General features: G+C 59.9%; 21 protein-coding genes and 2 pseudogenes. 16 read left to right on the top strand and 7 right to left on the bottom strand.

Annotated features, from left to right (window positions below; translation table 11 throughout):
* Positions 1–7: 7 nt before the first annotated feature.
* On the bottom strand, positions 8–355 hold the full coding sequence (locus AC1DVN_RS30125) for an ArsR/SmtB family transcription factor (protein WP_477848056.1): 348 nt from the start codon (positions 353–355) through the stop codon (positions 8–10).
* 140 nt (positions 356–495) lie between these two features.
* On the opposite strand from AC1DVN_RS30125, the gene AC1DVN_RS30120 reads away from it, so the two are divergent.
* On the top strand, positions 496–1,722 hold the full coding sequence (locus AC1DVN_RS30120) for an MFS transporter (protein WP_477848054.1): 1,227 nt from the start codon (positions 496–498) through the stop codon (positions 1,720–1,722).
* Between the two features lie 28 nt (positions 1,723–1,750).
* Entirely contained in the window at positions 1,751–2,146 is a 396-nt protein-coding gene (locus AC1DVN_RS30115) for a PPOX class F420-dependent oxidoreductase (protein WP_477848052.1), read from the top strand.
* Positions 2,147–2,428: 282 nt separating this feature from the next.
* Here the strand turns inward: AC1DVN_RS30115 and AC1DVN_RS30110 are convergent, their stop codons facing one another.
* The 3 genes from AC1DVN_RS30110 to AC1DVN_RS30100 are packed head-to-tail and all read right to left on the bottom strand — an operon-like array spanning position 2,429 to position 4,962.
* Positions 2,429–3,838 (bottom strand): aldehyde dehydrogenase family protein, encoded by a 1,410-nt coding sequence (locus AC1DVN_RS30110; RefSeq protein ID WP_477994736.1) that lies wholly within the window; start codon positions 3,836–3,838, stop codon positions 2,429–2,431.
* A gap of 39 nt (positions 3,839–3,877) precedes the next feature.
* Positions 3,878–4,369: an HXXEE domain-containing protein gene (locus AC1DVN_RS30105; RefSeq protein WP_477848048.1), complete on the bottom strand. Its 492-nt coding sequence runs from the start codon at positions 4,367–4,369 to the stop codon at positions 3,878–3,880.
* Positions 4,366–4,962 carry a TetR/AcrR family transcriptional regulator gene (locus AC1DVN_RS30100; protein WP_477848046.1) on the bottom strand — a complete coding sequence of 199 codons (597 nt, stop codon included), beginning with the start codon at positions 4,960–4,962 and terminating at the stop codon, positions 4,366–4,368. The genes AC1DVN_RS30105 and AC1DVN_RS30100 overlap by 4 nt, the downstream gene beginning before the upstream one ends.
* A gap of 631 nt (positions 4,963–5,593) precedes the next feature.
* On the opposite strand from AC1DVN_RS30100, the gene AC1DVN_RS30095 reads away from it, so the two are divergent.
* From AC1DVN_RS30095 to AC1DVN_RS30085, 3 genes are all read left to right on the top strand, one after another.
* Positions 5,594–5,914, top strand: coding sequence for a type II toxin-antitoxin system PemK/MazF family toxin (locus tag AC1DVN_RS30095; RefSeq protein WP_477848042.1), 321 nt, complete (start codon positions 5,594–5,596; stop codon positions 5,912–5,914).
* 54 nt (positions 5,915–5,968) lie between these two features.
* Positions 5,969–6,736: a hypothetical protein gene (locus tag AC1DVN_RS30090; RefSeq protein ID WP_477848040.1), complete on the top strand. Its 768-nt coding sequence runs from the start codon at positions 5,969–5,971 to the stop codon at positions 6,734–6,736.
* A gap of 428 nt (positions 6,737–7,164) precedes the next feature.
* Positions 7,165–7,374, top strand: coding sequence for a hypothetical protein (locus AC1DVN_RS30085; protein ID WP_477848038.1), 210 nt, complete (start codon positions 7,165–7,167; stop codon positions 7,372–7,374).
* A gap of 129 nt (positions 7,375–7,503) precedes the next feature.
* Here AC1DVN_RS30085 and AC1DVN_RS30080 read toward each other — a convergent pair whose 3' ends face one another.
* Positions 7,504–8,463, bottom strand: a complete 960-nt coding sequence (locus AC1DVN_RS30080) for an esterase/lipase family protein (protein ID WP_477848036.1) — start codon at positions 8,461–8,463, stop codon at positions 7,504–7,506.
* Between the two features lie 219 nt (positions 8,464–8,682).
* The gene (locus AC1DVN_RS30075; RefSeq protein ID WP_477848034.1) at positions 8,683–9,318 is read right to left on the bottom strand and encodes a MerR family transcriptional regulator; all 636 of its coding nucleotides are present in this window, start codon (positions 9,316–9,318) and stop codon (positions 8,683–8,685) included.
* 288 nt (positions 9,319–9,606) lie between these two features.
* On the opposite strand from AC1DVN_RS30075, the gene AC1DVN_RS30070 reads away from it, so the two are divergent.
* Together AC1DVN_RS30070 and AC1DVN_RS30065 are read left to right on the top strand one after the other, a co-directional pair.
* A complete protein-coding gene (locus tag AC1DVN_RS30070) occupies positions 9,607–10,251 on the top strand; it encodes a hypothetical protein (RefSeq protein ID WP_477848032.1) in 645 nt (214 codons plus the stop codon).
* Positions 10,252–10,508: 257 nt separating this feature from the next.
* Complete coding sequence (locus AC1DVN_RS30065) at positions 10,509–13,670, top strand: AAA family ATPase (protein ID WP_477994734.1); 3,162 nt, start codon at positions 10,509–10,511, stop codon at positions 13,668–13,670.
* Positions 13,671–13,831: 161 nt separating this feature from the next.
* On the opposite strand, the gene AC1DVN_RS30060 is transcribed toward AC1DVN_RS30065, so the two are convergent.
* Positions 13,832–14,080 (bottom strand): hypothetical protein, encoded by a 249-nt coding sequence (locus tag AC1DVN_RS30060; RefSeq protein ID WP_477848028.1) that lies wholly within the window; start codon positions 14,078–14,080, stop codon positions 13,832–13,834.
* Positions 14,081–14,295: 215 nt separating this feature from the next.
* Here AC1DVN_RS30060 and AC1DVN_RS30055 point away from each other — a divergent pair.
* The 9 genes and pseudogenes from AC1DVN_RS30055 to AC1DVN_RS30015 form a co-directional block, all read left to right on the top strand.
* Positions 14,296–14,920 (top strand): annotated as a pseudogene (locus AC1DVN_RS30055) (hypothetical protein).
* Between the two features lie 654 nt (positions 14,921–15,574).
* Positions 15,575–15,952 carry a hypothetical protein gene (locus AC1DVN_RS30050; protein ID WP_019750009.1) on the top strand — a complete coding sequence of 126 codons (378 nt, stop codon included), beginning with the start codon at positions 15,575–15,577 and terminating at the stop codon, positions 15,950–15,952.
* 18 nt (positions 15,953–15,970) lie between these two features.
* Positions 15,971–16,471, top strand: a complete 501-nt coding sequence (locus AC1DVN_RS30045) for a hypothetical protein (protein WP_019750010.1) — start codon at positions 15,971–15,973, stop codon at positions 16,469–16,471.
* 115 nt (positions 16,472–16,586) lie between these two features.
* Positions 16,587–17,105 (top strand): helix-turn-helix domain-containing protein, encoded by a 519-nt coding sequence (locus tag AC1DVN_RS30040; RefSeq protein WP_477848026.1) that lies wholly within the window; start codon positions 16,587–16,589, stop codon positions 17,103–17,105.
* Between the two features lie 131 nt (positions 17,106–17,236).
* Positions 17,237–17,818, top strand: a complete 582-nt coding sequence (locus AC1DVN_RS30035) for an MspA family porin (protein ID WP_477994733.1) — start codon at positions 17,237–17,239, stop codon at positions 17,816–17,818.
* Complete coding sequence (locus AC1DVN_RS30030; protein ID WP_477994743.1) at positions 17,749–17,937, top strand: MspA family porin; 189 nt, start codon at positions 17,749–17,751, stop codon at positions 17,935–17,937. Before AC1DVN_RS30035 ends, AC1DVN_RS30030 begins: the two co-directional genes overlap by 70 nt.
* Before the next feature lie 128 nt (positions 17,938–18,065).
* A complete protein-coding gene (locus tag AC1DVN_RS30025) occupies positions 18,066–18,470 on the top strand; it encodes a hypothetical protein (protein ID WP_477994731.1) in 405 nt (134 codons plus the stop codon).
* Positions 18,471–18,588: 118 nt separating this feature from the next.
* Positions 18,589–18,984: a hypothetical protein gene (locus tag AC1DVN_RS30020; protein WP_477848248.1), complete on the top strand. Its 396-nt coding sequence runs from the start codon at positions 18,589–18,591 to the stop codon at positions 18,982–18,984.
* A pseudogene (locus AC1DVN_RS30015) lies at positions 18,981–19,348 on the top strand (hypothetical protein); the annotation flags it as partial. The gene AC1DVN_RS30020 and the pseudogene AC1DVN_RS30015, both read left to right, overlap by 4 nt.

Raw genomic sequence — 19,348 nt, 5'->3', positions numbered from 1 at the left:
AAGTTGTTCAGCCTCTGGCTATCAGATCGAGAAGTCCCGGAAATCGACGTTCGAGATCCTGGTACCGCACGCGACTGCGCCGCTCCATTCCGTATTGGCGTTGCCTGATCAATCCGGCTTCTCGTAGAGCCTTGAAATGGTGCGTCAGTGACGATTTCGGTCGATCGAAGCCGAACCAACTACACGGGTGGTCGTATTCGACGGAGTCGGCGAGCAAACGTCTGACGATCTCGAGGCGGATGGGGGTCGAGAGCGCGCCGAAAATTGCGGCGAGGTCGAGTTCGTCGACTGATGGCTCTTCGATGGGAGGTGGCAGGTACTCATCTGTGACTTCAGGAACCGCGATTGTGACCATAACTGCAGAATACATCCAATACTAGTTTTGTCGAACCGGTACGAATGCGAGCCGGAAGTTGCACTAGAAACTTCGAACCAATACGACTATGGTCCTGTCAGTACGAATATTTACGTACATGATTCCGAAGGGAAGACTCCATGACAAGCTCTGAGGTTCAGCCCTCCACGCACTCGTCGACACCCGTGCCCGGATCCATGCCTGCGGTAATGTCCGCGGCCTTCGTCGTCACGGCAGTATTCGTGCTCTCGAATTCACCGACGCCGCTCTACGTCCATTGGCAACAGAGCATCGGGTTCAGCTCGGGCATGCTCACGGTCATTTTCGGCGCATACATCCTCGGCCTACTTCTGACGCTCCTTGTTGCGGGGCAACTATCCGACCATTTCGGTCGCCCACGCGTACTTCTGCCCGGACTCGTCGTCGCATTGGCTGCCAGCGCCCTCTTCCTCATCGCCGACAACGTCGCCATGTTGATAGTTGCGCGACTGCTCACCGGCATCTCGGTCGGCGTCATCGTCTCTGCCGGAATGGCTTCCGTCGTCGATGCAGGAGGCGACACCCTTCGCGCGACCGCCGCGCGACTCGCATCCGTTGCCATGGTCCTCGGGGCCGGACTCGGCCCACTGTTCGCAGGAATCATGGCTCAGTACCTTGATGAGCCAGTCACCTGGGTGTTCGGTGCGGAAGCGCTACTCATTGTCATCGCCACTATCGCTGTCGTCCGTTCCCGCCCACTTACCAACCTCGCAGACATCGATGATCGCAGTCCGTTTCAGCTACGTCTGCCGTCGGTCCCCCGGCATTTTCGCCGTTACGTGCTGTTCGGTATCGCGGTCTTCGGACCGGGGATTACTGCAACCTCATTCGTCCTTTCCCTCGGCCCTTCGTTGCTTGCCCGGCAGTTAGGAGTTACGAGTCCGTTGGTCGCGGGTGGAACTGCATGCGCGATGTTCCTCGTCGCCACAGGCATCCAATTTGCCGTGGCTCGCGCTCAGATCCGAACAATCTTCATCGGCGGCGCAACATCCACCGCACTGTCGATGCTCGCGCTGTACGGTGCCGTCCAATCTGACGCCGCAGCACTACTCATCGTTTCCGCACTCCTTGCCGGCGCAGGCCAAGGCCTCGGCCAACTCGGGGGGCTCACGCTGATCGGAATGCATGTTCCCCCTACATCTCGGGCACAAGGAAATGCATTGATGAACATCGGCGGCTACATCCCCGCAGGAATACTGCCCCTGGTTGCCGGTTACCTGATCGACGCCACATCCATTCCCACAGCGGTAACCGTGTTCGGTGTCGTTCTGTTCCTCGCCGCCGTCGCCGGCGGAGTCGCAGTCGCAAAATCCATCGAGACCACCTAGACAAATCGGCCAACCGAGAAGAGCGAAGATGAACCAACAAGAACTCGCAACCTTGGCATCAGATCTGACCAACGCTCCCCATATCGCCACCGTCGGCACAATCGAGCCAGACGGCTCACCCCAACTGTCCCCAGTCTGGATAACACACGACGACAACACTGTGGCATTCTCGACCGTCGAGGGGCGCCGCAAACACACCAACATAGTCCGCGATCCACGTATCAGTATCAGCATCACTGACTCTGAGAACCCGATGCGCCGCATCGAACTTCGAGGAAGTGCAATCATCGTCGACGACCCGGACGGAGACCTCATCCAACGGCTGTCACTCGCATACACCGGAAGTAATTGGACCGAAAAAGATCCCGAAGCGAGACGGGTCATCATCCGCCTCACCCCGCAGCACCTAGTGGGCCGATCCTGACACCCCGAAACCCGCGAAGGCCTTGATGGGGGTTCCGTCCATTACTCGCGGCATAGCATCTACCCAAACTCGGTTGAGGTTTCAGACCATTGGAAATCGTTGAAAGCAAAGAGCACTTCTGTGCCGCCCAGGATCCTCACCCCGACAAATCAGCGCAAACTCAGCCGCCCCAGTCTCTTCGACCAGTCGATAAGATTCGGAACAGGCCCTCTCACTGCCAAAGAACCACAGCGAAGTAACGGCCTTCGCCGTAAGAGCCCTCATAGATCGCCTGATCAAAACCTAGAATCGACCAATGATAGTGCCCACAATTTTCAAGGCTACCTGATCAATGTGACGAGGTTTCGGCTCCGAGATCCGAACCGGTGAGCGGAACTGACGTCGTGTAATCGCTTGCGCGGTGGTGAATTCGCGTAGTCCGTCATCGCCGTGAATACGTCCAAATCCAGAGCCTTTCACACCACCGAAAGGCAGTTCAGGTGAGGACCCGAACGCCAGAACGTCGTTGACCGACGCCATCCCCACCTCGAGGCGCCGCGCGATGCTGTCGCCGTGACGACGGGAGAACACCGCTGCCCCGAGTCCGTAGCGACTTCGGTTCGCGATGGCAACGGCGTCATCGATGTTCGATGCTCGAACGACAAGGACTGTGGGGCCGAAGGTTTCGTCCGTCATTGCTGGGTGATCGGATGGTACGTCGGTCAGAATGACTGGTTCGCAGACACGGCCGTCAATGGGGGTGGTTGACCCGACGACCGTGCGGGCGCCGGCGTCGACAGCGGATGCGACGTGTCGTTCGACGATCTCCCGTTGGGCTGAGGTGGTCATTTCACCGTAGTCGACCCCGGCTACCAGGTCTTTCGCCTGTTGGGTGAGGTGCTCGAGGAACTCGTCGTATACGCCGGAGACGACGATCGCGATTTCGATGCCGGCGCAACTCTGGCCGGAGTTGAAGGTCGCTCCCCACAGCACCGATCGGGCTGCGGCGACGAGGTCGGCGTCGTCGGCGATGATGGCGGCGTCTTTACCGCCGAGTTCCATGACGACCGGGACAAGTCGTTCGGCGCACGCGGCCATGACTTTTCGGCCGGTGGGGCCCGAACCGGTGAAGGCGAGTTTGTCGATCTCGGCTTCACACAGGTGTTGCCCGGTTCTGCCGTCTCCGATGACGAATTCGAAGACGTGGTGTTGTGGGACAGCTTCAGCGAAGGTTTGCGCCAGCCATTGTCCCGTTCGCGGAGTGTATTCACTCGGCTTGAACACGACGGCATTTCCTGTTGCCAAAGCGTAGGAGATGGATCCCATGGGAGTGAAGACTAGATAGTTCCACGGCCCGATGACGCCGACGACGCCAAAGGGTTGTCTGCGGATGACAGCGGATTGGTTGAACGCCAACAAGCGTCGAGGGACGCGCTGTTCCGACATCACACGGGAGGCGTTCCGCGCAGCCCAATCGAGGTGCTCGAGCGCAAGGGTGACCTCGACGGTGGCGTCGACGTGAGACTTGCCGGTTTCGGCGCAGACGAGGTCGATGAGTTCGTCGGACCTGGAGTGGATGAGTCGTTTCCACAACAAGAGGTGCGGTTGCCGCTTCGCTGCGGCCCATGCCGGGGCCGCTGCTCGTGTGGTGGTGACCGCGTGAGCGACGATGTCGGCGGCGTTTTTCGAGTGATTGACCAGTGTTGTCGTCATATGAGCTCCTGGGAGATCGGGACGGTGTCGCGGTTGCGTTTACACCATGCGTGCAGCGCTGTGCGCTATGGCCAAGGTCAGGACGAAGAGGATGAGCGCGCCAGGAGCCAAGCGGCGATTGTCGACCGCAACTCCTTGCCTCTTCAGCTCGCTTCGCGTGAGTAGATAGAACGGCACGACTACGGGAACAACAGTGGCAACACCGGGGGTATACCCGCGCCAGATCACCGATGAGGCGACATGACTGACGCTGTGCCATCCGAAAGCGGCAAGTGCCCATTGGAAGAGTCGACTGCGCCCACCCGTCCGCGCGCCTTCCCTGGCAGCGACCGCCATCATCAACCCGGTCAATCCGATCGACACGGCGGCCTGCTGCTCAGACATTTCAGGAATCGGAGCCGGAACTCCGAAGATGGTGCGATTCCGCGCTTTTCGGGCCCATTCCGGCATGGTGACAAGTTCTTCGATGTCATGAGCGGTCCACGCCGCGAGCAGGCCCCAGGTCAACCATCGGGGAACTCGGGTGTTCATGGACGTTGCTTCGTTGTTCGGATGCCTGATATGGCAGTCTCGGCGAGTTCTCGCAATCCGGCCGAGGTCACGTTGTCGCCGACGATCAACAGGCGGTATATCAGTGGCCCGAACAGCAAGTCCCGCACAGTCTCCGGATCGACCGGAACGAGATCGTCCGAGCCGAGTGCGCGCTGAATCGACTCCACGATCGAAGTATTTCGGGGAAGCAGATAGTCGGTTTTCAACACCTCCGCCATGACCGGATTGTGTCGCGCTTCGGCGTGAGCGGAGATGACTACCGACAACAGTCCGGACTTGTCGAGGTCGTGGGCAAATGTCACGGCCATCGAAATGAGATCTTCCACTGGGTCATCGGTCTTCTGGATCGACAAGCTGAGCACCTTTGCCATCAGAACCGCGCGGACTAGTTCTTCCTTGTTGCGATAGCGCCGGTACACCGTCGGCCGGCCTACTCCCGCTCGAACAGCGACTGCTTCCAATGTCAGATGCGAGAGCCCCTTGCTTTTCATCTCGACCAGGGCGGCGTCGATGATGTTCGTATCGACCTCGGCGCGGCGGGGTCGTCCTTGTGCAGCAACTTTGGCGGGCATAGTTTGAGAATGGAATAGACGTTACGTTGCGTCACGTAAACATCCCCGTTTGTGCCGCAAGTCAAATTACATCGAAAATGCAGGTAGAGGTCGGATGAACGGAAGGCATACACCGAACCGACGGGCCACGCCACAAGAGAAGTGCCCGGCCAGGGCACCGATCGACACTTCCCGATCCAAAGCTTGGTGACCGTCCAGCAAGCAACCCGCGAATCGACAAGCAGATAGCTATCGATGAACGACGGGTTCAAGGATCCGCAACCTGACCCCGTAGCGATGGAGGAGTTCGCCAACGTCGAACCTGGTTGACTTCTCAGATGCAGAAATGATTGAAAGCCACGGTCGCGTGCCTCACTGCCAGGGTTCCCACACAGCTCAAACGAGCTATCTGCGCCCGCTCCCACGGCCCCACATCTCAGCCGGCGGCTACGGGGCCAGTCGAATCCGCAATCAAAGAGGAGATCCCTCCTATCGAAGGTGATTTCTGGGCGGCTGGCATACCGGAGCACCGGCGCCGCGGCGAACTCGAGGCTGGCTATGCCGAGCTTGCGAAGGATCAGGCAGAGGGGCTGGGTGAGCAGCGAACGCGCCGTAATCGCTACGCCGAGCGTGTCGACCAGGCCTACGGCGAATGACGGCCGCGCTTCGCGGGCAGATCTACTGGTTCGACATGGGGCACGGCGAGAAGCCGTGGGTGGTGGTGTCCAACAATGTCCGGAATCGCAACTTGAACACGGTCCTCGCCGCCCGTGTGACCACCACACCGAAGCCCGGTGTTCCGACGGCCGTCCCTCTCGGGGCCGCGGATCCTCTCGTTGGTTCGATCCTGACGGATGACCTCATCCAGCTCTTCGACGACGAGATCGCCGCGAGCAGGCCTGCGGGATCGCTCGCCCCCGCGACAGTGGTCAAACTGAACAAAGCTCTTGCGATCGCACTTGGGCTGCCCTGACGAACCCACTGAACGACTGTGACGTTGGTTCGGGAGAGGTTCTTTCGCTAGGTTTTGCGCAGCCTGCCGGCCTGGGAGCGTGAACTGTTCCAGATCCTGCACTCACGGACACCAGCCGACTACGTCGGCGTCGCTCAACGGCACGGGCACATCGCCCCGAACCTGCGAATCCTCGCAGCCGCATTGGAAGGCTTGCTGCACTTCGAATTCGCCGACACCAACCCCGCCGCCGCCCACCGAGCACGTTCACTCCTCGGATGGGTCGTCGCCCAACACGTCAACCTGCCCACTGATCCCTTCGTGCAGAGGTATCTCCCCGAACGCAGGTGGCCAGTAGAAATCGTCCACGGCGTCACAGCTGCCCTGCGCATCAGCGACGACGTCCTCATCCTCGCCGCCGCCGAATTGCACCAAGGCGCCGACGACCTCCCCGCCGCGATCTGGACAGTCGAATACGCGACCGCGACAGCTCACGCAGCACTCTCGCTGGCCGATCTCTACAGTTCCGCCGACCGGCACCAAGACGTTGTCGATCTGACCAACGGCATCACCAACGAGGACGACGCCACCGCGCTACTGTTCGCACTGCGCGGACGAGCATTCGCTCAGCTCGGATACAACGAAGCAGCGCGCGAAAGCTTCAAAGAAGCACTACGAATCCGCTCCCGCGCCTCCGAGGTGCGCCACCGTGCTCTCCTCGAACGCGCCCAGGTCGATCTCTCCCAGAACCGGAAAGCAGCCGCACGCAAGAGCATCGAAAAAATCCTCGCCGAAGACCCCACCTACCCAGGACTCCAGGAAGCACTCGCAGCACTACCCTGACCATGCCGATCGCGGCAAACGTCGTCGACGCAGTCGTTCCCCAAACGCCGCGACGACTGCCTTCTTCACCGTGCATCCCCCGCCTCGACTGCGGATGCGATAGCCCTCACAACGCAGAACGCGGGTCGGTTAGGTTCAAAACGACTGATTAACGACACATCACAAACAGCCCGATCGTCTAAGCATCCCCACCTGCACCCGGCCAGCAAGTGGCCCTCCGAAATCCCGACGTACCGAGACCGATCTGGCGCTGGACTATGCCCGCCAGATCAGCGCCAGACTGTCATTTACTACGACACACATCATCCGACGAGTCAGACTTCTACCTACCCACGCTTACTCACAGCCTGTGCGGAGTTTCTGAGAATCCCTCCACTACCAGGACACGCCCGACGTACTCATTCGTTTTGTCCGGTCTCATACCGAACATGGCCCGTGATCCAGGGGTCCCGGCCCCCACCGCCGGGGGTCTCGGTCCTGCCGCCGGACTCCTCACCTCGGCCTTCGCAGTCGGGATGACCATCGGTGCTCCGTTGATAGCTATCGCCAGCATGCGGTGGCCCCGGCGGCGCGCCCTTTTGACGTTCCTCGTCACGTTCATGCTGGTTCATGTCGTCGGCGCGCTTACCAGTAGCTGAGGTCTTGCGTATACGCCCGCATCGACGGTGTGCGCGTTGTGGCTCTACCGACGCCGCAGCCAAGAAGTAACATAGCGTCTGGGAGCCGCCTTGAAATTTCTTGCTCGGCTGCACAATCCCGCGAGCGGATCAATCCCCGCGAAACGGCGTCACAAATACACAGGGCACTGCGCGGGCGTCCTCCGGATCCAAGGCATGGAGCACATGGCCTGTTGCCACCCTGGACGCTGCAAGCGCCAAATGGTCCGAGAAATCCTGCGAACATCCATCCTGCACAACGATATTCGTGGCGTTAGGTGCTTCGACATATCCACTGGTATACGGAACCACTAACTGGTCGTATCGCGTCATGATGTTCGTGTACGTCACTGTCGGCGCATAAGGCCCGGCAACTCCGGTCTCGGCACCCGCCCATAACTTGGCCAGGAAATCCGAAGCCGGTAGCCCTTGAGGGCAACCCGCACAGAATGGAACCACCGTCCGCGCGTCATCAGGCGCTAGGTCGAGGATCCACTGGCCATCACCGTTCGGACCAGTCCCGAGAGATCCACGCCAAAGCGGACCCAATGACACAAATTTGTCCACAACGCGCTCTCCGCCAAGATGTTTGACGTAGTAGTCTCCGACGAGAGTGCCCTCCGAAATTGCCACGATGCTGACCTTCTGTGCGCCGGTGGAGCCTCGAACACGATCGACGAACTCCGCAACTTCCGCTGCACTGTCATCGAACTGCCCCAGACCGCCCACCGAATCGAACGGCGCAGGCAGGCTCTTGTCGATGCCGTAGGTGAGTGCGAAAACGCAGTACCCTTCATTGGCCAGCAGCGGTGAGATTGTGGTGAATAGATTGAACCGATTGGCTCCCAGTCCGTGTAGAAGAACCACAGGCTCCGGATGTGCCGGTGAAGGTACACAATTCCAGTCATTGGAGCCCACTGCGGATCCGTACGGATCACGGACGGAGTCCTGAACGAAGAGATCATAGGGAACGGGGTACTGAGGCTTGGCCATCGCAGTGGCGCCGGCAGACGAGCCGATCAGTAGTGCCAGGCCGCCTAGTATGACCAGCACGGATCGAAACGCCGACATCTCTACCTCCGTAAATAGCGGACAATTGACGTCACGCTAACGGCCTTTTGCAGACAATACGTAAGAATGATTAATACCTGCGGATTGGAGGGAGTGACGACGCGAGGGCAAGATCAACCGGGCGGATTCGATCTGCCCAGATGCATTCTTTCGCGAAGGACCTTTGGAACTGCTTGCCACACAATATGTATGGCGCAGTGAGGACCCGACTGATCACAGCTACGTACGCGGCGCGTTGTCGATCCGGGCGCTGGCGGCTTCGAGGGCTAGTCGGCGAACCTCGACGATGGCTCGTTCGAGTATTACGGTTCCGATGAGCATCGTCTCGACGGCAGCCGTGCGATCCGGCATGGCCCGGGCGTATTCCACTTCGATCTGCGCAGTCCGCTCGACCATCTCGGCGACACTGTCGAAATCGGTGAGCGCTGTCGGGAAATCGAACCGGCGCAGCGTAGCGACAAGTTCGGCCAGCCGATGCGGCGCGGGCGCGTCCGACTCGATGTGCCAGTCCCTGGACGAAAGCCATTCCTGCACTTCGTCGTAGGCCGTTTCGATGTCGGTGGGCCGGGTATCGGCGGGCACCTCGTCGAGACCGTGCATTACCGCCCCGAATGCGTCGTGCATGGGCATCGATTCATCGTCAACTGCCGCGAGAGTGGCACGCACATGCGAAATCGAGAGACCGCCGATATCGATCAAGGAGCGAATCAGACGCAATCGCCGAATGTGCTGCTCGCTGTACACGGCCTGATTGGTGGCCGTATGCACACCGCCCGTCAGCAGGCCCTCACGCAGGTAGTACTTGATGGAAGCCACCGACACCCCGCTGCGCTGACTGAGTTCAGAAACCTTCACTCGTCCTTCCTTGACTTCACAAGTGGATAGTAGCACTATCCACGATATGGATAGAGTCACTATCCATACCGTGGATCGATCGCGGAACAGACCGCGAACAGTTCGGCGGTGTCCGGTCAGTCGGTCGCTGCTGGCAGTTTTCGAATGTATTACTCGTCGCCGTGATTTGAGCGGTTTGTTCGCTGAACAGGGGGTTTCATGAGACGAGTTGTTCCTGATCCTGCGCCGTGGATCGAGGGTTTGCCACGGGATAGGCGGGGTTTCGTTGTTCCGGCGGAGTCTGCGTGGGTGGATGGTGTGCCGGTGTTGAGTAGCACGTCTCCTTTTCGGAATGTTGCTTTGGTGATGCGCCGCGGGTGCGCGGTGTGTGGTTTCGAGATGCCCCGCGGCCGGCCTGTGTATCGGGCTTTCGCGCAGGGAGATGCCGCGACGATTCGGATGTATCAGCGTCCCCTTGCCAATGATCGGGATGTGCCGATGCATTTGTCGTGTGTTCTGTATTCGGCGATGGTATGTCCGTACCTGCGCGAGAAAACCTCTCGTTTGGGAGGGGAGAACACGATCAATCCTGGCCGCCGACGTGGTGGTATGGCGGCGGTGTTGGGCTTCGAGGACTTCGGGTTGATGGTGTACGCGGGTCCGCACCACTTTTTGGATAGTGCTTTTCCCGCGCCGAATGTTCCGTATGTCGGCTTGGTGGAGGACAGTCCGTATCGGGATGGGGGCGAGCTTGCTGATAGGTATGCGGCAGCGGTCGTGTCGGATTCCGAGGTGATCGACACGTCGGTGGAGCGATGTTTCTGGTCGGACAGTGTGCATGATCAGCGCCAGTTGGATCGTGCGGTTCAGTCGGCTGCGAGGGTGATCGGGGATAGTGTGCCGGTGAGAGAACTCCCGTTCGAGGGTTCACAATTCGATCTCTATCGCTTCTGAGTTTTCGTTGTCGGCACGCTCGTCAGGTCGGGTGTTCCCCTGCGCTGTGCTTGAAATTCCGGTCGTTGTGAGGAGAACCACCCATTTAGTGGTCCATCCGTGATTGTTCGGTCGAAGCCATCCGATCGTGGCCAAGTTGATCGCGCGACCGATGCGATAGTTGGCGCCGGTCGGTAGGTCGCTTAGTAGCCGTTCGCGCCCGAGCAGTTCGGCGGTTTCGTGGTTAAACTGGCTATCTATTACAGCAAGGGGGGTTTGTGAGTGGTCAGGCTGCAGCGCGAGGATTTCACTTCCAGTACCTTGTCACGGCTTCGCATCTTCTTGACATGGTGGAAGATTCGATCGAATTCGACACCATGTACGTTGAAGAAACGTGGTCCCCAGATGCCGCGAACGATTATGCCGTCGACCTTGCGATGTCTGGAGGCATGCAAGGTCAGACGCTGATAGCGCAGATAAAGTCGATCGAAAATCCTGATCGCGGACCGAAGTTCAGTCCGAATGACGTTCTTGAAATTCTGCTCAAACTGGTCAGATCGAGCCAGTCTGATCACTACGAGCTCATCACCAACCGGAAGCTATCCCGGCCTGCTGAACGCCTGAGTAAGGCGCTTCGAAATGGCGATAGTCAGGCCGAAGTTGATGCGAACCCGTCCCTCTTCACTGAATGGTCCCCCGAGGAACGAGCCCGACTGGATGCCTGCCGCATAACGATTGTGGAGGGCACAGTAGCCGACTACCGTCGGAGGATTCATGCCAGAGTACGGGGCATCCGCACCGCGCACCGAATCGGAACGGGTTCGGAGGCATCAGGTTTGGTAGTTGGCTATCTCGTTGACCGTATCTTTCAGAGTGCCGCAGGACTCTCTCGTACGAGAGTTACTCGTCAAGACGCTGCTCAGTGGCTTCGCGTCGACCCGGCGACTGCGGCATCGGTACTCGGAGAATACGACTGGGGCAATACCATTGGTGCGTGGCCGCCGTTGCCACGGCTTTCGCGCCCTGACTATATGGTAAAGATCGCGCACGGGCTTGACACCGGTCGAAGACCACGTATTCCGGGGTTCTTTGTCCTGCGAGGTCAGTCGGGCATTGGCAAGTCTTCGCTTGCTGCCGAATATGCGTACGAGAATCACCATGCCTACGAGTTCATGGCTTGGATTAACGCCACCGACGAGAACACGATTCGAAGCTCGTTCAGCGACTTGATTTCCGCGTTCCCCTCGAATAGCGAATCCGGCGACGCCGAGGAGGTTAACCCAGCAGCAATAACTCTGGCACTATCGAGACATCCCGGTTCATGGTTGCTCATTGTCGATAACGCGAACGACATGCATGCGGTTGCAGATTGGCTTCCCCTGGTTGGTGACGGCGACATCATTGTTACAACACTGAACGGTAGTTCGTGGAACGGTAGGCGGAGTGAAACTGTTGAACTACTGGAACAATCGGAGTCCGTGGAGCTGCTCAGCAAATTACTTGGCGCAGAATCGCGCGATGCGGTTGTCCTGGGCCGCCTCGCGGCCGCGTTAGAGCACTGGCCATTGGCGCTCGCGATGGCAGCGGGCTACATCGCGGCCGCGCAAACCTCACTTGAACAAACAACTGATACCTACCTTGCAGGATTAGCTTCCCGTGCCATCGCAGATGACTCTGCAATTCCTGAAGGCTATCCGCGGACCCTTGTCCGCGCGATCGAGCTGGCGGTGGAAGGTCTCGAATCCATATCCAACGGGAACTCTTCCGAGAATGAGGTCACGTCATGGGCCGTTGGGATTCTTCACACAGCCGCCTATTTCGCCAAGGACGATATTCCGATTCAGCTACTCTTTGCCGCAGCGCTTATTTCGGAAGAAAGTATGGTCGAAAGCGGACTGAAGGGCCCAACCGAATCATGCGATCGGAATACCGTCGACGACATCATCAAACTTCTACGATCACGTTCACTTATTCAGCGACGATATCACCTGATAGATGGCGGGCATTCTAAGTTTTTGTCTGACACCATCTCGATTAATCGCATCACTCAGCTTGTTCTTCGTTCGCGCATTGAGCGAGTGATTGGCACTGAGCGTTCAGAGGACGCACTGATACGCGCCGCGTTTCACGTCGATCGGTGGCTTCAGCACTATATAGAGTTAGAACAGTACGACCATGTCCATACTGTTAGTCCGCATGCTGCCTGCATCACAGGTCTCTCGTTCAATGATTCTCTCGCCTCGATAACAACGAGCGTACTTGCCGGCAATCTAGCCCTTGCGTTTCGTTTTCAGGGTCGCCTCGACGAATCAGCCGTTGCACTCAAGTACGGGCTGCAGCAGCTGAGGCAGCTTTCTGCTGCATACCCGCAAATGCGCGTTGATCTGGCTGTGACTAAGACTGCGTTACAGCTGATTGATGTGAATATTCAACGCGGTTTTTCGATTTCCGAAATTCTTCCCATTGCGGAGATAGGAATTAATTCTCTTGAAGCTCGAACCGTCGATTCAGATCCGGACGAGCTGCCTTCCCTTTCGATTATCACTCAGAACTATCACGCCATGCTGATGACGATTGGCATCTCATCCGCTGGTGATGTGAAGGGCCTTCTTCGGCGGGTCGACGTCTTGAAGTCGAAGATTCCGCAGTCGGTACCAGCCGCTCTGTCTGCGTCGATACAGGGAATCACCAGCCTGATTAGTAAGGGCGGTGCGGATGCTTTGGCGATCGAATTGGCTACGGGAGAGTTGTCTGTCGAGATACCCATGCTGCAACGGATCGAACTTTTGGGATTGCGAGCTGAAGCTTTCACGTATTCGATGCAGTATTCGCGAGCCCTCGCGGATCTGGAGACGCTCGACGAACTGGCGCAACCTCCACTCGATCTTTTTCCTGACGAAGTTCTGGAGAAAGTTAACAATGTTGGTATCGCGATGCTTGACACTGGTATCGCGATGTTTTTGGCGATTCTTCGAGATGCTGGAGGTGATGCGCTCGCACTATTCGAACACGTTCTTTCCACTGCAGAGGTACGTCTGCAGCGGGCACAGTCCGATCACCATCGCATGCACTATGTCCTCCGAGGGGGCCTCGCGATCGCACGGGATGATCCGGCCGGGGCGAAATCCGCTCTCAGGTCGATCGAAGGATTCGGCAAACCCACGAGCTACGGCGTGCGCAAGGACAGTGTTTTCGAAGATATCGAACCCATGCTCCGGCAGCTCGCGCAGGACGATCCTCATCCAGCGAACGGAAGGTCGGCTTACTTGTCACCGTTGATGTCCCCCTTGCCAAGTGAGGGTGTCGAGTCCTGCTCGAAGAAGCCGGACCAGCGATACACAGAAGACCATCACGTGGAGCGCCCCGCCGCTGAACGCACCAAACGATTTTCCCTTAAGACCTGGATACGACCGGGCCGATTCAGACGTAAAACGAGCTGAGCTTGTTAGTGCGATGACGCCCGACTGAAATTGATCGGTGCTTGGTGGCGTCTGACGCGATAGTGACGACCGCGAGCATCCTCGGGCCAGCGTGTCACGCGGCTACCGCTCCAGGGGTCTCGCGGGGACCCGAGAAGCGGTCGCTGGACCGCGCAACGACCTTAGTCGGCCTCAGTCAGGTCTTCGTCGTTCGCGAAGACCAGGCGCCCGTCATCGAGTGCGATCGCCCACCGCTGCACCGGAGCCCAGTCCCGCCCCACCGAACCGCGGCCGATGACCATGTCCTGGTAGTCCTCGATCACCACACCCGTGCATGCCACGCTGCCACCGGCATCGGAGTCTGACACCGTGATTCGCACGCGGGAACCTACTGCAGTCACATCTTTGCTTGTGCCGTTTTTGTCGGTCATCTTCCTAATTCTGGCAGAGCAACTTCGCGGCAACCGCGTTCGGGGCCCAGCGACACACGCTCTGACAGAGCAGGGGGCTGAGTGTGCTCGATGCCGCCATCACTCGCTGGAGCTGTTACCCACGTCCATCCGAGGTCGACGCGGAGTGGTCCTGTCGGTGCACGCTCCTACAGTCAGCTCGGGTAACAGTCCGGATCGAGTGCCAGGAGCAGGCGATGACGTTCGTGAGCGATGCTTCATTGCCGCTGCCCGGCATGCCCGACAGCACTCCCGCGCTGCCGGCGTTCCAGATGACGTTGATCGGGCAGCCCCAGCCTGTACGCATTCCGGAGCGTCTGTGGCGTTCTTGGCTCGACGATCCTGCCGTCATTTCTCGGTTCGAGTCCAAGCGTTACCGACGCCGCCGGAATCAGTGCTGGCCCTGGATCGGCGGGGTGTCCTCGACCGGGCATGGTTCCTTCCGGGCAGCGCCCCTGCCCGGACCGTCTCGCCGCGGAACCGTGCCGGCGCATTTGTTCGCCTACCAGCTCGAATACGGTGTCATTTCGAGTTTGGGCTGGTCCAACACCGACGACGCCGCGCTGTGCCATCAATGCAACCTCGCCGGCTGCACCAACCCGGCACACATGCGGTTGGGCACCAATCGCAGCAACTACAGCGAATACGAGCCTCGGCGACGCAACATCGCCAGCCCACTCGCCGACGTCCGGGGACCCGCGGGTCGCACTCGCGCCATCGCCGCCGCGATCCGTACCAGGATAGAACCACGTAAGAAGCGACGTCATCGACGAGCGCATCGCTGCGGCCGAGGCCGCAGGACGTCCGCTCTCACTCTGGTAGCGCCAACACTCGATACTGACGATTTACGTTCACCGTGGATGTATTTCGTTGCAGTGCATCGACTTTCATTTATAGAATGACATAATATATGTTATCGGCGATGCATTTCGGGTGGCATTATGCTCAGTTGCAACAACCCTGAGTCCGGACGATGGCGTGGCAACGTCCACCCCACTGTGGCGACTGTTCACAGCACCGCGACCGAGACCCCGGCCCTGCACGTCGAACCGGGGCGGTTAAACGCCACCTGCGTTGAGCACACAACCCAGATGGCCTCTTTCGGTGCGCGGTCAATCATCCGTGCGGCCACGCAACTAGATTGTAAACCGGACAACCGGTATCCATGGGATAAGTTCCTCTTTCAATGCCACCCAGCAACCTTGCGCGCATCGGCGTTGGATCCAAGCCCACTGGGCGAAGCCTGATTCCCGCCTTAGGTCTCACCGGCGGGGAATCGTTCGTACAGAATGGGCATCCGCCATCGACACGGTCGGCGAATGGTGATTGCTGGTGTGATCTGACTCGCAAGTAACCCCGAAAGGTTGCCGATTGTTTGCCGCGTGTCGTTCACTGGAGACACGGGAACCCCGTTCCGGGTTTCGAGAACTCGGGTTCGACCATTTGGCTGGATCCGAACGAGGAAAGGCTCATTCGATGACGCGTGCACTCAAGATCGTTGCTGCTCTGGCCATCCCGGCGGCTGCTGGAGCTGTGGCGATTGCCGGCGCAGGCTCTGCCTCGGCGGCGACTCCGGTATCGGGAAACGGCTACGTCGGAGTCATTCTCGATCACCACGAGACGGTCGTCGCGAGCCAGATCAACGCGGGCAATCTGATCAACGCCGCATTCGGCGACGCCTGGACTGTCGGGTTGCCGCACGATTCCATCTGGTACACCGGAGCATGGACCCCGGTCACCGGCGATCAGTTCGTCGACGAGGCAGCCTCGCACCCCGGCGGTCGTGTCGGGCTGTATCTCGTCGACCCCGCGATCAATCAGGGGAACATCTTCAACGCCGAAAGCGCCTGGTAGAGAAGAGCTGAACCCGGCATGCAGGAAACCGTGCATCACCGTGTCCGTATCACCGTTGTTCGCCGATGTGCGATCGGTACTCTCGCGGTCGCGGCGATCATGTCAGCGGGTTGCTCGCCAGGAGCCGGCTCCGTCGACAGCCTGAGTGCCGGCGCGGGTGAGCGGTGCGCATCCGAGTGCGCCGAATTCGGTACCGAAGTCGAATTCTCGTGCCGTTTCCAGGCATCGTTGTGCGCGGACTCCCTGGGTCGCAAGTCCGCGTTGGTGCGAAGTATCGACGAATCGACTGCAGCTGGTCTGGCGCGGGCGTGGACAGGTCAGAGTTCCTCACCGATCGAGATATTCGACCGCAGCGTCGACCGGTTCACCTCTCTCGACTGTCCGGCCGCAGCCGACAAGGACACGGCCACTGCGGATTCGGGCGTGCGCGCGGATCGGTGTGCCTTTCTAGCAGCCAGTGCCGAACAACAATTCCGCACCGTGACGCTACTGCTCGACCCGGCCCGCAACCTGCGGTGAAGCTCTCGCGTGTGGGTGGTCCCGGCCGCGCGGTCCCGCAGCGCGTCGCAGGACCGGGCATCCGCTTATCTCGCTGACATTCTCACCTCGCAGCACGAAAGGTAGACAGAAGAAAGTGAGTCAGTTGATGGTCGGGCGGGTAGCCGGCGAGGACGTGTTCCAGGTCCGGTTGAACGAACTTTTCGCCACCGTCGACGCAGCCCGACGAGGGCGGCGTTTGACGAACACAGCGGTAGCGAGAGGCCTTCTCGAGCGAGGCTGTCGGATCTCGACACCATATCTCTCCCAACTGCGGTGCGGTGTTCGCACGAGCCCGCCCGATGAGGTCGTGGCCGCATTGGCCGACTACTTCGGCGTCTCCCCCGGATACTTCTTCACCGTCCCCTGGGCCGGCGACCGCGGCCTCGTCGAGGCCCAGGACGCCGATATCGTCGACCATCTCGACGACCAGGAATTGAAAGACCTACTTCTGGCCGCGAATGGCCTCTCCGCTACCTCACTGGAACTGTTGGCCAATGTCGCCGCGAAGCTGCGCATCTCCGATCAACGCCGGAAGGTTCCCGCCGACTCACCGGGCTACGCCCGACTCGCCGAAGCAGCAGTCGGACCTCGCCGCACCGCCGCGACGAGATAACCCTCGTCCCGGCTGTCAACACCTATCGGTGTCGGGTTGCCGAATAATCACTGCCCATGAACCATCGGTCACCATTTCGTGATCATGAGGCTCGTCACACCCTTCGCGTGAACAAACCAGGGAGACCGACCATGGCCACCACGACCGTCGAGACCGCTCGGGCCCGAGTAGGAAAGCGCCGTATCGGTAAGGCTGTGGGTGCTTGTGCTGCGGTGTCGGCCGTGCTGATGGCGGGTTCTCTCGCGTTCGCAGCCAGTGCGTCGGCGACCCCGACGGCGYTGCCGGACAAGTTCGCGAGCACGGTCACCGACGACGGTTGGACGTTGGATCTGACGGCTACCAAACTTTCGGCGAACCCGGTCCCGAACCTGGCGACAACAGCGTTCACTCGCGAGGGGTTCGTGTCGGCGAAGGTCACCGGCACCATCTCCGGAGCAGGTGATTCTGCGGTGAAGACGGGCTATGTCGAGCAGGGGTTGCAGATCGGTTGCCAAATCGATGTGTCCTCCGGCCTCGGCGTGGGACTTGGTTTTTCCCTCGGCCCGTCCGTCGGGGTCAGCATTTCGGGGGTTCCGTCGGCGAACATCGGCGTGAACGCCTCGGTGAACCCGAGCATCCAGACCACCRTCGCACACCGGGCACGATCWCCACGATCCCGCTCGGCAAGAAGGACCTCGAGGCTGCGAAAGCGTCGATCACGGCGGAGAACGTGAACGTCAAGGTCGATGCGTGCATGGGCCCGGTGACGATCCGTTCGTACGCGCAGTTCGCGGTGTCGACAGCCGTCTCGGACAACAGTGTGTTTGTGTACTCCGATCCCACCTGGCTCTGATCCAGGACTGTCGTCAACGGCATTCCGCGCCCACAAGCGCACGTCTCGGTTCACTCGGTTCATGTGCTGGGCAGCCGTTGGCGCTGTTACCCAACACTTTCCACTTTTCCATCCATCAAAGGAGCATCATGTCTTTGACTCGCACGAAGAGAATCGCAGCCACGACCGCGGCTGCATCACTCGCTGTCGGCGGGATTCTGCTCGCTACCGCCCCGGCCGCAATGGCTGCTCCCGTGATGTTCGAGGGGCCGGTTCCGGCGCAGTACGGTGCACCGGTGGTGCAGGTTCCCCTGGGCCACGCCTTGACCGTGGCGGCCCGCGACAGTGGAATCGTGACGGCACTCTCGAACGCGAACGTCATGATCCCCGTTCCCGGGTGGGAGACCGTGATCGACGTGTCGGCTGATGTCCTGGCGCGCCGGACGGCAATTGCTGCCCAGTATCCGAACGGGTGCGCCTCGTACCAGTTCTATCTCCCGCCGGCAGGTGGGTGGCTCGCCGGAGCTACCTCGTACGTCAACTGCCCCTGGTAGAGCGCACCCTCTTCCTGTCCACTGCTGCATCTCCTCCCGGTGGCCGCCCGTTCCTAGGCTGGTGTCGGGTATCTCGAGTCCCGCGTTTTTAGTTGGCGGGGAAAGGCATTCACCTCCGATGACCACCTCACCGAACGCCCCGATGACCTCACCCACCCGCCGCGACATCACGGCAGAGAACGCGCTGCCCTACATCCCGCCTGGATCGGGGCGGGATTCGTCCACCGAACCCGTCCGCTCTCGCACCGAATCCTCGAAACAGGAATGGGATCGTGACAGTGAACTGAGTCAGACCTCGAAGGCTGTGATCGCGACTGTCTTCGGGCTCGCGTTGTTGATCGCGGCCTTTGCGGTGATCGGACGCCTCGGTGGATGGGCCACCGATTACGGGACGATTCTGGTGTATCTGGCATTCTTTCTGTGGATGTCGATCGCAGGACGGGTGTTCTGGTGGGGCGCAGACACACTCATCGCCGAATTTCGGAAGAAGTCGAACACGGGTGATCGCCGGTGAAGCCTGCGCGCCGGTTCGACCGCACCTCACCGACCACGGTGATCTCCACCGTGGTGGTGCTCGCCGCAATGGTGATCGCACTGCTGGCGCTGCTGATCTTCGCCCCGACCTCCTCCGCAGGACCGGCAGAAGACTGCGCAGCGGTACGGGCACGCGATCATCAGATCTACCTGAACCTCATTGCGTCGCTGCCACCCGGTGCGCCCATCCCGCCAGAGATCATCAACCCGTGCCTGAGTGCGCCGTCCACGACGGCGACAGCTGCGCCGACGACCACGGTCGGGCTCCCCGGCGCGCAGGCTCCAGGCGGTGGCCCGAACGTCGGCGCGAATGCTCCGACGAACTTCCCCACCTACAACGGCAC

The organism is Rhodococcus sp. P4_E4, assembly GCF_056401575.1.
This window is presented reverse-complemented; position numbering and strand designations above follow the sequence as displayed.

Coding starts and splice junctions, on each gene's coding strand:
- AC1DVN_RS30125 (WP_477848056.1), bottom strand. CDS start 355: ATGGTCACAATCGCGGTTCCTGAAGTCACAGATGAGTACCTGCCACCT.
- AC1DVN_RS30120 (WP_477848054.1), top strand. CDS start 496: ATGACAAGCTCTGAGGTTCAGCCCTCCACGCACTCGTCGACACCCGTG.
- AC1DVN_RS30115 (WP_477848052.1), top strand. CDS start 1,751: ATGAACCAACAAGAACTCGCAACCTTGGCATCAGATCTGACCAACGCT.
- AC1DVN_RS30110 (WP_477994736.1), bottom strand. CDS start 3,838: ATGACGACAACACTGGTCAATCACTCGAAAAACGCCGCCGACATCGTC.
- AC1DVN_RS30105 (WP_477848048.1), bottom strand. CDS start 4,369: ATGAACACCCGAGTTCCCCGATGGTTGACCTGGGGCCTGCTCGCGGCG.
- AC1DVN_RS30100 (WP_477848046.1), bottom strand. CDS start 4,962: ATGCCCGCCAAAGTTGCTGCACAAGGACGACCCCGCCGCGCCGAGGTC.
- AC1DVN_RS30095 (WP_477848042.1), top strand. CDS start 5,594: ATGACGGCCGCGCTTCGCGGGCAGATCTACTGGTTCGACATGGGGCAC.
- AC1DVN_RS30085 (WP_477848038.1), top strand. CDS start 7,165: ATGGCCCGTGATCCAGGGGTCCCGGCCCCCACCGCCGGGGGTCTCGGT.
- AC1DVN_RS30080 (WP_477848036.1), bottom strand. CDS start 8,463: ATGTCGGCGTTTCGATCCGTGCTGGTCATACTAGGCGGCCTGGCACTA.
- AC1DVN_RS30060 (WP_477848028.1), bottom strand. CDS start 14,080: ATGACCGACAAAAACGGCACAAGCAAAGATGTGACTGCAGTAGGTTCC.
- AC1DVN_RS30050 (WP_019750009.1), top strand. CDS start 15,575: ATGACGCGTGCACTCAAGATCGTTGCTGCTCTGGCCATCCCGGCGGCT.
- AC1DVN_RS30045 (WP_019750010.1), top strand. CDS start 15,971: ATGCAGGAAACCGTGCATCACCGTGTCCGTATCACCGTTGTTCGCCGA.
- AC1DVN_RS30025 (WP_477994731.1), top strand. CDS start 18,066: ATGTCTTTGACTCGCACGAAGAGAATCGCAGCCACGACCGCGGCTGCA.
- AC1DVN_RS30020 (WP_477848248.1), top strand. CDS start 18,589: ATGACCACCTCACCGAACGCCCCGATGACCTCACCCACCCGCCGCGAC.